Origin of the sequence: Scandinavium goeteborgense (assembly GCF_003935895.2) — a bacterium.
GTDB lineage: Bacteria > Pseudomonadota > Gammaproteobacteria > Enterobacterales > Enterobacteriaceae > Scandinavium > Scandinavium goeteborgense.
Genome location: NZ_CP054058.1, coordinates 952,449 through 966,309, shown reverse-complemented (window position 1 = coordinate 966,309; position 13,861 = coordinate 952,449). Strand labels below are relative to the sequence as shown.

The 13,861-nt window shown below is 52.7% G+C and carries 16 protein-coding genes; 7 read left to right on the top strand and 9 right to left on the bottom strand.

All coding sequences use genetic code 11. The features are described 5' to 3' along the window. Positions 1–48: 48 nt before the first annotated feature. The 5 genes from pflB to tdcA all read right to left on the bottom strand — a co-directional run bounded on the left by pflB (position 49) and on the right by tdcA (position 6,974). Positions 49–2,343: a formate C-acetyltransferase gene (gene pflB / locus A8O29_RS05415; protein ID WP_174081232.1), complete on the bottom strand. Its 2,295-nt coding sequence runs from the start codon at positions 2,341–2,343 to the stop codon at positions 49–51. Positions 2,344–2,374: 31 nt separating this feature from the next. Further along, the gene (gene tdcD, locus A8O29_RS05410; protein WP_174081231.1) at positions 2,375–3,586 is read right to left on the bottom strand and encodes a propionate kinase; all 1,212 of its coding nucleotides are present in this window, start codon (positions 3,584–3,586) and stop codon (positions 2,375–2,377) included. A 20-nt stretch (positions 3,587–3,606) separates the two neighbouring features. Beyond that, on the bottom strand, positions 3,607–4,938 hold the full coding sequence (gene tdcC, locus A8O29_RS05405; RefSeq protein WP_174081230.1) for a threonine/serine transporter TdcC: 1,332 nt from the start codon (positions 4,936–4,938) through the stop codon (positions 3,607–3,609). Positions 4,939–4,961: 23 nt separating this feature from the next. After that, entirely contained in the window at positions 4,962–5,951 is a 990-nt protein-coding gene (gene tdcB / locus A8O29_RS05400) for a bifunctional threonine ammonia-lyase/L-serine ammonia-lyase TdcB (protein ID WP_174081229.1), read from the bottom strand. 84 nt (positions 5,952–6,035) lie between these two features. Beyond that, positions 6,036–6,974: a transcriptional regulator TdcA gene (gene tdcA, locus A8O29_RS05395; protein ID WP_110511339.1), complete on the bottom strand. Its 939-nt coding sequence runs from the start codon at positions 6,972–6,974 to the stop codon at positions 6,036–6,038. 720 nt (positions 6,975–7,694) lie between these two features. On the opposite strand from tdcA, the gene A8O29_RS05390 reads away from it, so the two are divergent. The 3 genes from A8O29_RS05390 (at position 7,695) to A8O29_RS05380 (ending at position 9,176) form a co-directional block, all read left to right on the top strand. Further along, positions 7,695–8,561: a hypothetical protein gene (locus tag A8O29_RS05390; protein ID WP_159465084.1), complete on the top strand. Its 867-nt coding sequence runs from the start codon at positions 7,695–7,697 to the stop codon at positions 8,559–8,561. Positions 8,562–8,658: 97 nt separating this feature from the next. Continuing rightward, a complete protein-coding gene (locus A8O29_RS05385; RefSeq protein WP_159465085.1) occupies positions 8,659–8,904 on the top strand; it encodes a (4Fe-4S)-binding protein in 246 nt (81 codons plus the stop codon). Then, complete coding sequence (locus A8O29_RS05380) at positions 8,904–9,176, top strand: GNAT family N-acetyltransferase (RefSeq protein WP_133461136.1); 273 nt, start codon at positions 8,904–8,906, stop codon at positions 9,174–9,176. Before A8O29_RS05385 ends, A8O29_RS05380 begins: the two co-directional genes overlap by 1 nt. A 38-nt stretch (positions 9,177–9,214) precedes the next feature. Here A8O29_RS05380 and A8O29_RS05375 read toward each other — a convergent pair whose 3' ends face one another. Then, the gene (locus tag A8O29_RS05375) at positions 9,215–10,114 is read right to left on the bottom strand and encodes a LysR substrate-binding domain-containing protein (RefSeq protein ID WP_174081228.1); all 900 of its coding nucleotides are present in this window, start codon (positions 10,112–10,114) and stop codon (positions 9,215–9,217) included. A 99-nt stretch (positions 10,115–10,213) separates the two neighbouring features. On the opposite strand from A8O29_RS05375, the gene A8O29_RS05370 reads away from it, so the two are divergent. After that, the gene (locus A8O29_RS05370; protein ID WP_174081227.1) at positions 10,214–10,822 is read left to right on the top strand and encodes a short chain dehydrogenase; all 609 of its coding nucleotides are present in this window, start codon (positions 10,214–10,216) and stop codon (positions 10,820–10,822) included. Between the two features lie 108 nt (positions 10,823–10,930). Here the strand turns inward: A8O29_RS05370 and A8O29_RS05365 are convergent, their stop codons facing one another. Further along, a complete protein-coding gene (locus tag A8O29_RS05365; protein WP_095283011.1) occupies positions 10,931–11,089 on the bottom strand; it encodes a YqaE/Pmp3 family membrane protein in 159 nt (52 codons plus the stop codon). Positions 11,090–11,251: 162 nt separating this feature from the next. Here A8O29_RS05365 and A8O29_RS05360 point away from each other — a divergent pair, with 162 nt between their 5' ends. Beyond that, positions 11,252–11,431 carry a YodC family protein gene (locus A8O29_RS05360; RefSeq protein ID WP_125352027.1) on the top strand — a complete coding sequence of 60 codons (180 nt, stop codon included), beginning with the start codon at positions 11,252–11,254 and terminating at the stop codon, positions 11,429–11,431. A 64-nt stretch (positions 11,432–11,495) separates the two neighbouring features. Here the strand turns inward: A8O29_RS05360 and stpA are convergent, their stop codons facing one another. Continuing rightward, complete coding sequence (stpA, locus tag A8O29_RS05355) at positions 11,496–11,897, bottom strand: DNA-binding protein StpA (RefSeq protein ID WP_125352028.1); 402 nt, start codon at positions 11,895–11,897, stop codon at positions 11,496–11,498. Between the two features lie 497 nt (positions 11,898–12,394). Here stpA and alaE point away from each other — a divergent pair, with 497 nt between their 5' ends. Then, positions 12,395–12,832, top strand: coding sequence for an L-alanine exporter AlaE (gene alaE, locus A8O29_RS05350; protein ID WP_110511348.1), 438 nt, complete (start codon positions 12,395–12,397; stop codon positions 12,830–12,832). 167 nt (positions 12,833–12,999) lie between these two features. Here the strand turns inward: alaE and A8O29_RS05345 are convergent, their stop codons facing one another. Beyond that, on the bottom strand, positions 13,000–13,344 hold the full coding sequence (locus tag A8O29_RS05345) for a DUF2002 family protein (RefSeq protein ID WP_125352029.1): 345 nt from the start codon (positions 13,342–13,344) through the stop codon (positions 13,000–13,002). A 160-nt stretch (positions 13,345–13,504) separates the two neighbouring features. On the opposite strand from A8O29_RS05345, the gene A8O29_RS05340 reads away from it, so the two are divergent. Next, positions 13,505–13,831 (top strand): ElaB/YgaM/YqjD family protein, encoded by a 327-nt coding sequence (locus tag A8O29_RS05340; protein WP_125352030.1) that lies wholly within the window; start codon positions 13,505–13,507, stop codon positions 13,829–13,831. Positions 13,832–13,861 lie beyond the last annotated feature (30 nt).

Sequence of the window (13,861 nt, the reverse complement as noted above, 5' to 3'; positions counted from 1 at the left end):
AAGGGGCGACGGCCAAAAGGCGTCGCCCCGATGCGCATGATGGCGGTTTTAAATCGCCTGGGTGAAGGTCCGGGAGATGACATCCTGCTGCTGTTCTCGGGTCAGGGCGTTGAATCGCACCGCATAACCGGAGACGCGGATCGTCAGGTTCGGGTAATTGTCCGGGTGTTCGATGGCGTCCATCAGCATGTCGCGGTTCATTACGTTGACATTCAGATGCTGCCCGCCTTCGATGCGCTCCTCGTGATGGAAATAGCCGTCGAGCAGCCCGACGAGGTTGGTTTTGCGACTGCCCTCTTCCTTACCGAGCGCCGTAGGGACTATCGAGAAGGTGTAGGAAATGCCGTCTTTGGCATAGGTGAACGGCAGTTTCGCCACCGAGGTCAACGAGGCCACCGCGCCTTTCCGGTCGCGGCCATGCATAGGGTTCGCACCCGGCGCAAACGGCGTGCCGCCCCGGCGTCCGTCCGGCGTGTTACCGGTTTTCTGCCCGTACACCACGTTCGAGGTGATGGTCAGCACCGACTGGGTCGGCACCGCATTGCGGTAGGTCGGCAGCGCGCTAATCTTCTTCATAAAGCGTTCTACCAAATCGCAGGCGATATCGTCCACGCGGTCGTCGTTGTTGCCGTACTGCGGGTATTTCCCCTCAATCACGAAGTCCACCGCCAGGCCGTTGTGGTCGCGAACCGGGCTGACTCTCGCATACTTAATCGCCGACAGCGAATCCGCCGCCACCGACAAGCCGGCGATCCCGCAGGCCATGGTGCGATAAACATCGCGGTCGTGCAGCGCCATCAGCGAGGCCTCATAGCTATATTTATCATGCATATAGTGAATGAGATTCAGGGCGCTGATGTACTGCGTCGCCAGCCAGTCCATAAAGTGGTCGAGGCTGCTCATGACGGTGTCGTAATCCAACACGTCGTCCATCAGAGGGGCTGTTTTCGGCCCGACCTGGATTTTGAGCTTCTCGTCCACGCCACCGTTTATCGCGTACAGCAGCGTTTTCGCCAGATTGGCGCGCGCACCGAAGAACTGCATCTGCTTGCCGATCACCATCGGGCTGACGCAGCAGGCGATGGCGTAGTCATCACTGTCAAAATCGCTGCGCATCAGGTCGTCGTTTTCATACTGTAATGACGAGGTGAGGATCGACATCTGCGCGGCGTATTTCTTGAAGGCAATCGGCAGCGCTTCCGACCACAGAATGGTCAGGTTCGGCTCCGGCGCAGGCCCCATGGTATGTAGGGTGTGCAGGTAACGGAAGGCACTTTTGGTCACCAGCGTGCGGCCATCGAGGCCCATGCCGCCAATCACTTCGGTGGCCCAGATAGGGTCGCCAGAGAACAGCGTGTCGAACTCCGGCGTACGCAGGAAACGCACCATCCGAATCTTCATGATGAAGTGATCGACCAGCTCCTGGGCGTCTTTCTCGTTCAGGCGCCCGGCCTGCATGTCACGTTCAATGTAGATATCGAGGAACGCGGTGGTGCGGCCCAGCGACATCGCGCCGCCGTTTTGCGATTTCACCGCCGCCAGATAGGCAAAATAGACCCACTGTACGGCCTCTTGCGCGGTCTGTGCCGGGCGGGAAATGTCAGAGCCATATTTGGCGGCCATCTCCTGAATCTGCAACAGCGCGCGGCGGTGTTCCGACAGCTCCTCGCGCAGGCGAATGGTGGCTTCAAGATCTTCCCCGCGCTCCATCGCGCCCTGCAAGTCTGCAAACTGCAACTCACGTTCGCGCACCAGATACGTAATGCCGTACAGCGCCACGCGGCGATAGTCGCCAATAATTCGCCCGCGCCCGTAACCGTCCGGCAAACCGGTCAGCACGCCCGATTTACGGCAGCGCATCATTTCCGGGGAATAGACGTCAAACACGCCCTGGTTATGGGTTTTACGCAGCGACGTGAACTGGTATTCAAACTGCGCATCCATTTCACGACCGTAAGCGTCGAACGAGCTTTTGATCATGTTGATGCCGCCAAACGGATGCAGCGCGCGCTTGAGCGGTTTGTCCGTCTGCAAGCCGACAATTTTTTCCAGCGGCTGGTCGATGTAACCCGCGTCATGGGCGGTAATGGTGGTTGCGATGTTGGTATCAAAATCCACCGGCGCATGGGTGGCGTTTTCCTGGCGAATACCCGCCATCACCTTTTCCCACAGCGCCGTGGTGGCTGGCGTGGCGTCAGCGAGAAAAGATTCATCGCCTTCGTAAGGGGTGTAGTTTTGCTGAATAAAATCACGAACGTTAATACTGTGCTTCCACTCCGCGCCGTTAAATCCCTGCCAGGCATCGGTATACTGCATATCGTTGATATCGATATTAACCTTCATTTCTGAGCTCTCTGTTATTCAACTTTCTATTTCAGGAAAGTGCGTATTCAGCAGAAAAATTCATTTCCCCTAACTGAATGGCATCGAGTGCAATCATTTTTTCTTCATTGGTCGGAATAACGGCGCAGGCGACCGCCGAATGCGCGCCGGAAATAATCCGCTCTTCGCTTGTTCGTAGGGCATTTTTATCGTCGTCCAGCGTCAGGGAAAATACCTGCAAATGCGCCATCACCAGTTGGCGAATTAATGCGGAGTTCTCGCCGATACCGCCGGTAAAAATAATGCCGTCGAGACGATGCAGTGACGCAGCGTGCCCGGCAATATGGCGCGCGATGCGGTGCACAAAGGTCTGAATGGCGAGCCGGGCGTGGGTGTGCCCGTCATGCCAGGCCTTTTCGAGCGTGCGCATATCCGAGGAAAGCCCGGAGATGCCGAGCAGCCCGGACTCCTTATTCACCACCCGCTCCAGGTCGCTGAAGCTTTGCCCGGTCTGTTCGGCAATCCACGCCATTGCGCCGAAATCAACGTCGCCGCAGCGGGTACCCATCATCAGCCCTTCCAGCGGCGTCATGCCCATTGAGGTATCCACGCTGCGCCCGTTGCGGACCGCGCAAATCGACGCGCCGTTGCCGAGGTGTGCAATCACCAGCCCGGAATCCTCTTCATTCAGTCCCAGCAGGGTGTGCGCCTGCTGGCTGACGTAGCGATGCGAGGTGCCGTGGAAGCCGTAGCGACGCACGCCCAGCGCTTCAAAATAGTGCCACGGCAGGCCGTACAGATACGCGTGCGGCTCCAGCGTCTGGTGGAAACTAGTGTCAAACACCGCCACCTGTTGCACGCCGGGGAACAAGCGCTGGGCCGCTTCCACACCGCTGAGGTTGGCGTAGTTGTGCAACGGTGCCAGGGGCGAGACTTCACGGATTTGGGCGATGACCTCGTCGGTTATCCGTACCGATTCACTGAAAATACTGCCGCCGTGGGCGATACGGTGGCCAATGATGGCCACACTGTCGATCAGGGCGCGGTTTTCCAGTTCGCTGGCAATCGCCTGCAACGCACATTCGTAGGTTGGGTAAGCCAGCGTCGCTGGCTCACCTCCGTTCACCGTGAGGGCTGCGCCTTCGTTGTTGATGCCGTCCGCGAGGCCGGTCAGCAAAACATCCTGGCTTTGTACGTCCAGCACCGAAAACTTAATCGATGAAGACCCACAGTTAATGACCAGCACTACCGGAAATTCAATCATTTACGACTCCATCATCCTTTTCAGAACAGCTTATAAACGATGTTCAGAATGGTCAGGAAACCAATGGCAGTAACAAAAATGTTGTCCGCCTTCCCTTTGAATTTCGCCAGCGCCGGGACTTTACGAATCGCGAACATCGGCAGCAGGCACAGCAGCGAGGCGATAATCGGCGCGCCCATCGCTTCAATCAAATCGAGGATATTCGGGTTGGCGTACGCCACCACCCAGGTCGAGCCCATGATAAAAATCATGCTCAGGGTGTTCAGCTTGCGGCTGGTGATTTTGGTCTTATCGCCTTTGTAACCGAACTTGAGGATCAGCCCGTTCAGCCCTTCCAGCGTGCCGAGATAGTGGCCGAAGAAGGATTTGAAGATGGCGACCAGGGCGATAATCGATGCGCCGTATTCCAGTACAGTGGCGAACGTTGTTTTCTGTCCGGTCATTGATGAGAAGTGGTTCGCGAGGTAGGAAAGCACCGGTATGTTCTGCGCTTTGGCTTCCGCCATGTTCGCCGGAGAGAGCGTGAACAGGCAGCTGAAGGCGAAGAACATCACCACGGCAACCATCAACATGCTGGCGCGACCGATGATTTTGGAGCACTTCTTCTCGGTGTAATCGCGACCAAACTCCCCTTCGTACTCTTCGCGCTTGGAGACCACGAACGACGAGACAATAGGCGAGAAGTTGAAGGAAAACACCATGATGGAAATACCCAGCCACACGGTGACCAGAATGCCGTCGTGTCCGGTAAAGGCGATATCGCTCAGGTGTACCTGTTCAATGACCGCGGAGTTCCAGTAAGGGATCAGCGACAGCGAAATCAGCACCAGGCTGGCGATGAACGGGAAGACCAGGAAGCTCATCACTTTGACCATCAGGTCTTTCCCGAACCAGATGACAAACGCCATCACCAGCAGCAGGCACAGCGCCACCAGGCCACGGTTAAGCGGCACCATCTGCAGCTGGTTTTCCCAGAAGGTCATGAAGGTGTTGGTTATCGTGACCCCGTAAATCCACAGCAGCGGGCAAATCGCAAAGAAATACAGGAAGGTAATGACGACGCCGCCGGTTTTGCCGAAGTGTTCTTCGACGGTTTCGGTGATGTTGCCGGACGGATTGCTTCCCGAAAGGCACAGCCGCGCCAGCGCCCGGTGGCAGTAGAAAGCAATCGGATACGCCAGCACCAGCATCAGTAAAATCGGGATCAGGCCGCCGTAACCGGCGCGGATCGGGAAAAACAGTACCCCCGCCCCGATAGCGGTGCCAAACAGGCCCAGCGTCCAGGTGGTGTCAGATTTGCGCCAGGCCGATGCTTTATCGGCGCTGGTAATAAGGGTTTCTACGTTGCTCATAAAAGTTTCCTTATCAAAAGAAATTAAGCGTCAACTAAACCGGTAATTTGCGACACGCGGGACAAGTCGATATTGCCGCCAGAAATGATGCTGACAGTTTTGCGTCCGCGAATATGTTCATCGAGTTTGCCGCTGAGCAGCGCCGCCGAGGCCAGCGCGCCCGCGCCTTCGGTAATCACTTTATTGCGCTGAATGAGCGCCACCATGCTGCGGCGAATGTCGTCTTCGCTAACCAGCACAATGTCGTCCACCAGTTCGCGCACGATTTCAAAGGTCAGAATGCCTGGGAGAGAGACGTCGCAGCCGTCCGCCAGTGTGGCGCAGGTGCGATGGTTGGTGATTTCCCCGGCGCGGAACGAGGCCGCCATGCCGTGGACGTTTTCGGACTGCACGCCAATGATGCGGATGGTCGGGTTAATGGATTTGATGGCGGTGGCGATGCCTGCAATCAGGCCGCCGCCGCCGATTGGCACAATCACGTTATCGACGTCGTACAGATCCTGGAGGATTTCCAGGCCGATGGTGCCCTGCCCGGCGATAACCATTTTGTCGTCATACGGCGGGATGAAAATGCGCCCTTCCATTTCGACGATTTCGCTGGCTCGGGCGATGGTGTCGTTAAAGCTGTCCCCGTGCAGCACCACTTCGGCGGAATAATCCGTGGTAGCAGCGACCTTCGATTTCGGCGCGCTGCGCGGCATCACCACTTTGCCGTCGATGCCAAGCATGGCGCAGGAAAGTGACACGCCCTGCGCGTGGTTCCCGGCGGAGCACGCCACGATACCTTTGCGTTTTTCCGCTTCGGTCAACGAACTTAATTTATTAAATGCGCCGCGGATTTTAAACGACCCGGTACGCTGCATATTTTCGAACTTGAGGTATATTTCGCCTTTGCAGCATTCGCTTAAATAATTAGAACGCGGCATGCCGGTTTTATATATTTTCCCGGCCAGACGTTTTTGCGCCATTTGAATATCATCAAGGGTGACGGGCAGATCGTATGTAATATGCATTTTATCCTCTTCTCAGGAATAAACGTAAAAGGGGGTCAGAGCCTGTCTTCCAGCGCTCCAGAGTCAGTAATAATAAAAATTAAATCAGGCTAATTCGGCGAATTCTTTTCGTTTACGACAATTATGCAGTGAATACTGTTTTGCCAGTTCGACTAATACTGAGGCAGATTTCTTAATTCGATAATTCTTTGACCAGATGGCGGCGTAACGCGCCACCGGCAGCACGTCTTCGACGGGCAGCGTAATAAACTGGTTTGAACCAAACGGGGCGGTCATGTCGCACGGGATCACGGTCAGGAAATTGGCATTCAGAACCAGGTTGTAGATGGTGACGACGGAGTCGGTTTTAACGATGTTCTCGGTGCTGATGTGGTGTTTTTCGAAGGTGGTGAGCAACTCTTTATAGAATCCCATATCGGTTTGCGGCAGGACCCACTGTTCGTTTTGCAACGCATCCAGGGTGGTCATGCCGGTGCATGTTCGGGATTTGCTGGCCACCAGGACGAATTCGGACTCAAACAGCGGTTCAACGTGCAGATCCTGGAGCTGCATTTCATCGCTAAGCGTACCGATTGCGAAATCCAGTCGCCCATCGCGCAGCGCCGGGAGGAATGATGCCAGCTGCGCTTCGTACATCGACACCTGCGCTTTCGGGAACACCTCTTTGAATTTCTTCATCATGCTGGAAAGAAAAGTAAAGCCAATCAGCGACGGGAAGCCGAAGGAAACGTCCACCACATGGCTACAGCTCAGGCTGTTAATCTCGCTCACCATGTTTTTCATTTCACGGGTGATGGACTCGGAATAGGAGAGTAAAACCTGTCCGGCACTGGTGAGCGTCACGCCGGTATTTTTCCGGACCATCAGCTCAATGCCAAAATAGGATTCGATGTCATTGATCGTTTTACTGACCGCAGGCTGGGTTAAACCAAGCTGTTTCGCCGCCGAGCCGATAGAACCACTTCTGATGACTTCCTGAAAAACCACCAGCTGCTGCGTTTTCGGTAAAATGATATTTTCCATCTTATTCACCCTTAATTTCCATTTCGCGGTGAATTCTAGGCAATATAACCCCTCGGGGTATGTGCGATTACTCACAGTTTGCCGGAAACCATTTTTACACAATCAAGATAACCATAAAAAGACGTTATAAATCATAGATGTGATTATTATTGATCTGCATTTCGAGTGATTTCCATCAATAAATAAGAAGGGTATGAATTTATTTTATGGCGATAAAACACGCCGTTCTCGGTTATTTCCCGCACGCGCTTAAGGTTAACTTTCAATCAATTAGCGAACAGGAAATAATCATTCATTAATCAATTATTTTTGTATTTATCAAAATAAGCTATAATACCGCACATAAATAAAGGTTAAATTCAGACCCAGTTCGCACTATTATGTTAATCACAGCGCTGCAGCAATGTTTTATTATCATCGCCTCAGCCTTTGTTTAACATGCAATCAGAAATTAGAACATATTTACAACACTGCCGTTTGCTGAAAATGCAGGCTAATGTTTTACACAACCTGACATTCTCAAGCATAAGAATGAACTCATTTACACCATGACAGTCTTTTGTGCTCCATGTCGCATTTTGAACATGTTGCGGATTTCGACGTGAACGCAGGTTGTCAGATTATTTTTAAACAACACTCGGATTGTCGCATTAATGACCAGACAGCTAAGATCGGACTTATCCTTCCTAATATCTCCGCCCTCGCGCGGCTGGAGTCAGTATGTTTGATTCAAAAATGGCGGACCTTCGACAGGGACGATGGAAAAAACGGCTTCCAATGCTGGTCGCAAAAGGCGCGCGCAGCGGTAATCCTTATGATTACTACGCGGTGCATCTGGTCGACGTCGACCGTAATCGCTATCAGTTGGTAGGCTATAAGCATCGCGCCGTAACGCTTGCCCGCTGGGATTATGACGTGGGCCGTTATCTCGACGAGCGCCGCATCAGCGTGGCGGAACTCGACGCGATGCAGGCAGAAATTATTCATCACCGCAGCTACGGACCGGTGAGTTTCTCCGGCATTCTTGCCTTCAGCTTTAGCTATCGCACCCGTTTCGCCTATCTCAAAACCTTGTTCAGCCGGGGCAAGGGCAAACTGGTGTCGACGTTTTTCGCCAATAAAGAGCTGAAAAGTCGCGACCGTATCGCCCTGCTTAATCTGCTGGTGAACGAATACATTCAGCAGCGCCCTTCGCGGCTCCACGCGGGCGTGCTGATCGATGAAGTGATTGAGATGCTGTACGGCAAGCTCTGGTACAAGCACATTCGCAATGAAGAGTTTCGCCGCAAGGTGAGACTGCTGCTGAAATCGCTGATCATCACCGGGGATTTGGCGCAGAAAGATGAGCGCTATTACGTGCAGCCGCAGTCCGTCGCGACGATTGTCGAGTTTGAAAAAGAAGAGCGTCGCGTCGAGCAGCAGGACAAAATGCAGCGCAATTTCGTGCGCCTGATGATTGTCATCACCGCCTCCACGGCGCTGATTACCCTTGCGCTACTCGGGCTGGCCGGCGTTATCGACTTGCATAAAGTCTGGGAAACCCTCAGCAACCTCAATCCGTTCAGCATCCTGATGAAACTGATTTAACACCTGAAAAGGGATGCGGGCTCGCCGCGTCCCTATGCCTTTTCCTCTTCCCAGGTCTATGCTTACCGCGCTGTCATTCTAATAAAGAGGCAATGTCGTGGATAAAGAATTGATTGATGCGGGATATCGCCTGTACAGCGGCGACAAAATCGACGTCTATTTTAATACCGGAATGTGCCAGCACTCAGGCAACTGCGTGCGGGGCAGCAGCCAACTGTTTAACCTGAAGCGTAAGCCGTGGATTGCAACGGATAGCGTCGACACACAAACAGTCCAACGCGTGATTGATACCTGCCCAAGTGGGGCGCTGAAATATCGTCTGAAAATAGGTCTGGAGGGATAATGGATATTCTGGAAGATAGCACCAGTTTTTATGTGAACAATGCCGACGGAAAACGCGTGGCGGAGGTGGTTTTTGTGCCCACTGGCGAACACCTGACAATCATCGAACATACCGATGTGGATGGGAGCCTGAAGGGCCAGGGCGTGGGTAAAAAGCTAGTCGCGAAAGTCGTGGAGCGCATGCGCCGCGAAAACCGCAAAATTATACCGCTGTGCCCATTCGCCAAACATGAGTTTGATACCACGCCGGACTATGCCGATATTCGGGCATAGTTGCAGGCACCGCATGACCCCGTGAAGAAATAAAGGGGTCAATGCAAATAGCCGAGCGTCGTCACCACGTGCTGTAAGTGTTCAATAAACCCACTGAGCTTAGGCAGGCGACGCAGATCGTGGCGATAAACCATGTGTACCGGACGCGGCGTGGGCAGCCAGGCATCGAGCACCTGCACCAGCTCGCCGCGTTTGATTTCATCGCGCAGTAAGATTTCAGGCTGAAGCAACAGCCCCGCTCCGGCCAGCGCCGCCATTTTCAGGCCCAGTCCATCGTTACAGGCCAGCACCGGATCGCGCCGCCATGGGCTTTCCGCCTCACTGCCGGGCAGTTGCCATTCGTTACGGGCATTCCACACCATATGTGACAAGCAGCGGTGGGCCGTTAAATCCTGCGGGGATTGCGGCGTGCCGTAGCGCGCGAGATACGCCGGTGAGGCACAGATGACCATGCGATACAGGCACAGCGGTTTTGCCACCAGATCGCCGTCGCGCAAATCTCCAATTCGCACCGCGAGATCGAACCCTTCTTCGACCAGATTGACCATTCGGTTACTGAGATCGAGCTCGGCCCGCACCTGCGGGAATTGCTGTAAAAAAGTCGCAACAGCAGGCGCCACAATGCAGGCCCCTAAACTTGAAGGGGCGCTGATACGCAGCATCCCGGACGGCGTCGCACGCAGGCGCTCTACGGAAGCATCCGCTACCGCGACCTGTTCCAGCACCCGTCGACACTCCTGCGCGTAAACGCGTCCGGCATCTGTCAGGCTTTGGCGCCGGGTGGTTCTGTCGAGCATTCGCGCTCCCAGTTCCGCTTCCAGCTGAGTAATATACTTCCCGACCATTACCGCAGAAATCTCCAGCCGCGCCGCCGCGTCAGTAAAGCTGCCGCATTCGACCACCGTCACGAAGATTTCCATACTGCGAAGCTTATCCATATTCCGAACCACTCGTTAATAATGTTCTAACTCTGCACCCGTTTATCGCACAAACAATGAGGTAAAGAATAGACCTCAAACCAAAACGAGGAGCCTGTTATGAAAATTGTTATCGTGGGTGCCAGTGGCACCGTTGGGCGCGCAGTGGCCGCTGAACTGGACAAAAATGGGCAGCACCAGCTGATTCGCGTTGGCCATCGTCAGGGCGATGTATTGGTGGATCTCACTGATGAAGCCAGCGTTGATGCCCTGTTTTCCCAAACCGGTAAAGTGGATGCGATCATTGCCACCACCGGGAATGTTTTTTTCGGCCCCCTGAGCAAGATGACGGCGGAAGATTTTACTCTCGGGTTGCAGGATAAGCTGCTCGGTCAGATTCGCCTGGCGCTAAAGGGCCAGCATTTTCTCAACGATGGCGGGTCCATTACGCTGATTAGCGGGATCATCGCCGATGTGCCTATCGCCCAGGGTGTCAACGCCACGACCGTTAATGCGGCATTAGCGGGCTTTGTGAAAGCCGCTGCCTGTGAATTACCGCGAGGGATACGGATAAACCTGGTGAGCCCGACGATGTTGACCGAATCGGAAGCGGCCTACGGCCCGTTCTTCCCTGGCTTTGAAAGCGTTCCGGCCACACGCGTGGCGCTGGCATTTCGTCGGAGCGTGGAAGGGGTGCAAAGCGGGCAGGTGTTTAAAGTCGGATATTAAGGGGCCTGAACGCCCGGCGGCGCAAGCTGGCCGGACCTACAAGGCAATGTTTCTTGTGTAGGCCCGCTCAGCGTAGCGCCGCCGGGATAAGACTTAACTGAATTAAAATCAGTCGCGGGACTGAACCCAGAACGCGTGGATCAGACCCGGAATATAACCGAGCAGCGTCAGCACGATGTTAAGGATAAACGCCCAGCCAAATCCTTTACCCAGCAAAACGCCCAACGGTGGGATGAGAATGGTAAAAACGATGCGCCAGAAACCCATAAAAACTCCATGCAATTAGTTATGATAAAAAAAAAGAGACATCTCTTAGCGTAGCCATTGTCGCCCGACCTGGCATTTTCGCCCATCTCGTTTACCCTCTTTTACCTTTTTATCCCTGCGTAGGCTAAGGTATAACGACAGACAATAATAAAGGAGAACACAATGTATTCTGTTGGCGATCTGGTACAGCCCAAAATGGGTGGACCAAAAATGAAAATCATCGAAATTCATGGCGACCAACTTATAGCCGTCGCGGCAAACGATGAACAGGGGCAAAAATATACCCTAAAAGCGGTAGATGTTGCGCCCTACCATGAAGAGGGTGACTTTGGCGTCTGCTAAATAAAAACGGTGAGGGAAACCTCACCGTCTTCTTTGTTAACGATAAAATGTTAACGCTAAAAACTTAGATCAGAAAATCATTAAGCGATTGACCGTTAGCCACGGCCTGAGCGATCGGCTTCGGCATTCTGCCCTGGCCGGTCCAGGTTTTTTGCTCACCGTTGAAATCGGTGAAACGGTATTTTGCCGGGCGAGCCGCACGCTTTTTGCCGGTGCCGGTTGCTGCCGCAATGTCACCAACCAGGTCATCCGGGGAGATGCCTTCGGATTTCATAAGCTCAAGCCAGGTATTGATTTTTTCCTGCTTCTCGGCCAAGTTTTCACGCAGGCTTTCTTCTTCGCTACGTTTTTCTTCAGTCACGATCCTGAGTTTTTCCAGCATCTCTTCAAGCACGTCAATGGAGAATTCACGCGTCATGGCGCGAAGGGTACGAATATTATTAAGTTTCTGTAACATAATGTACATATATTATTTAAAATCCTTTCCACTGGCTAAAAATTGGCACTGCGAGAGTAATTGTATTATATGGGGGAATTATTTACCACCGCTGCGCCTGCATCTTTATCTCATGTAATATTAGTAAATATATATTTAACTATAACAGCCTGGGAATATTTCTCTATTTCAGTAATTAATGAGTGACAAAGATTGAATAAAAACCCACACAGAGCGCATAGATAAATACCGTCATCCGTTGGATTTCACGCCGAAAAAACCACCAAAAACAAGTAACCAACTGAAAAACAACACTAAAAAAGACAGCAGCAACAAAAATAGCGTGATGAGATGAAAACCTCACTGCACAGAGTATTTTATTGACAAAACGCCTATAAATAAAAATTTTGAGCTAGTTGTTACTTTTAAGCCAGATGGATATTCTATGCCGGAAAACATAGCCAACCCAAAGCACTGTTTAGAACGCTAAAAATCCGTTTTTACCTCTTTCTTCAAGGAGCATACCAATGTTCTCTACGCAGTCCCGCCTGCGTCATGCGGCAGCAGACACTTTTGCCATGGTGGTCTACTGTTCCGTCGTGAACATGTTGATTGAAATATTTCTCTCCGGTATGAGCTTTGAGCAGTCACTTTCTTCGCGTCTGGTGGCTATCCCGGTCAACATATTAATTGCATGGCCGTACGGTTTTTACCGTGACTGGATGATGCGTCATGCCCGCCGGTTGAGCCCGGCAAAATGGATGAAGAATCTCGCCGACGTCGTGGCCTACGTGACATTTCAGTCGCCGGTGTATGTGTTGATTTTACTGTCGGTGGGCGCAGACTGGCATCAGATTGCCGCTGCGGTAAGTTCGAATATCGTGGTGTCGATGGTGATGGGCGCTGTTTACGGGTATTTCCTCGATTATTGCCGCCGCCTGTTTCGCGTCAGCCAGTACGCCTGACGCTGATATACTCTAAATAATTCAAGTTGCAGGAAGGCGGCAAACCTGCGAGTCCCCGGGAGCTTACTCAAGTAAGTAACTGGGGCGAGCTGGTGTAGCCAACGCACATGCAGCTTGAAGTATGACGAGTATAAATGTCACGACTGGCCACGCTGCCAACCGTCGACTTATAACCCGTCGCCAAAAAGTCCATTCAGAAAACGCTCAAGCGCAATACGAGAGCTGAAGCCGTGCGGAATTCCATAATGCTGTTGCGCATCACCACCTAAATAAAGCGGAAACTGCTGATAATGGTCGCAGGTTTTAATGTCTGAAGCCGGGTCCGCCAGCATATGGCTGCGCTCTTTAAGGGCCGGATGAATGATAAGCGCCGTTCTGCCCATCCTCGCTTCGCGATTCACATAGACATAATTATCGCCACGGCGATAGCCGTAAATTTTCTGCGTCACGTCGTCCATCGTGAAACCGACTTTTTCAAGAACGCGCGCTACCTCATCAGGTCGTAAATACATATTGTTTCCTCGTTATCCTGTACAGCCACGCCACCTTACAGTATTCAGCATTAGCATCGCTTTCAGAAAAATCCATAAACGGCTTAATAAGGCGTGATTCATCTCAGAGGAATGAAATCTGTCCTAGACTTATAGTCACCGTTAATCAAGGGAGGATCCCATGTTCAACAGACCTAATCGCAACGATGTAGATGATGGCGTTCAGGATATTCAAAACGATGTAAGCCAACTGGCCGACTCGCTGGAAGAGGTACTGAAGTCCTGGGGCAGCGATGCCAAAGACGAATCAGATAACGCCCAGCGCAAAGCCAAAGCATTGCTGCGTGAAACACGTGCCAGAATGCATGGTCGCACTCGCGTCAAACAGGCAGCGTGCGATGCCGTAGGGTGCGCGGACAGTTTTATCCGCGATAAACCGTGGCAAACGGTGGGGGCCGCAGCAGCGGTCGGTATCTTTATTGGCGCATTACTGAGTATGCGTCGATAAGTAGAGCGTAATGCTGATAATAAATACGCA

Coding starts and splice junctions, on each gene's coding strand:
- pflB (WP_174081232.1), bottom strand. CDS start 2,343: ATGAAGGTTAATATCGATATCAACGATATGCAGTATACCGATGCCTGG.
- tdcD (WP_174081231.1), bottom strand. CDS start 3,586: ATGATTGAATTTCCGGTAGTGCTGGTCATTAACTGTGGGTCTTCATCG.
- tdcC (WP_174081230.1), bottom strand. CDS start 4,938: ATGAGCAACGTAGAAACCCTTATTACCAGCGCCGATAAAGCATCGGCC.
- tdcB (WP_174081229.1), bottom strand. CDS start 5,951: ATGCATATTACATACGATCTGCCCGTCACCCTTGATGATATTCAAATG.
- tdcA (WP_110511339.1), bottom strand. CDS start 6,974: ATGGAAAATATCATTTTACCGAAAACGCAGCAGCTGGTGGTTTTTCAG.
- A8O29_RS05390 (WP_159465084.1), top strand. CDS start 7,695: ATGTTTGATTCAAAAATGGCGGACCTTCGACAGGGACGATGGAAAAAA.
- A8O29_RS05380 (WP_133461136.1), top strand. CDS start 8,904: ATGGATATTCTGGAAGATAGCACCAGTTTTTATGTGAACAATGCCGAC.
- A8O29_RS05375 (WP_174081228.1), bottom strand. CDS start 10,114: ATGGATAAGCTTCGCAGTATGGAAATCTTCGTGACGGTGGTCGAATGC.
- A8O29_RS05370 (WP_174081227.1), top strand. CDS start 10,214: ATGAAAATTGTTATCGTGGGTGCCAGTGGCACCGTTGGGCGCGCAGTG.
- A8O29_RS05365 (WP_095283011.1), bottom strand. CDS start 11,089: ATGGGTTTCTGGCGCATCGTTTTTACCATTCTCATCCCACCGTTGGGC.
- A8O29_RS05360 (WP_125352027.1), top strand. CDS start 11,252: ATGTATTCTGTTGGCGATCTGGTACAGCCCAAAATGGGTGGACCAAAA.
- stpA (WP_125352028.1), bottom strand. CDS start 11,897: ATGTACATTATGTTACAGAAACTTAATAATATTCGTACCCTTCGCGCC.
- alaE (WP_110511348.1), top strand. CDS start 12,395: ATGTTCTCTACGCAGTCCCGCCTGCGTCATGCGGCAGCAGACACTTTT.
- A8O29_RS05345 (WP_125352029.1), bottom strand. CDS start 13,344: ATGTATTTACGACCTGATGAGGTAGCGCGCGTTCTTGAAAAAGTCGGT.
- A8O29_RS05340 (WP_125352030.1), top strand. CDS start 13,505: ATGTTCAACAGACCTAATCGCAACGATGTAGATGATGGCGTTCAGGAT.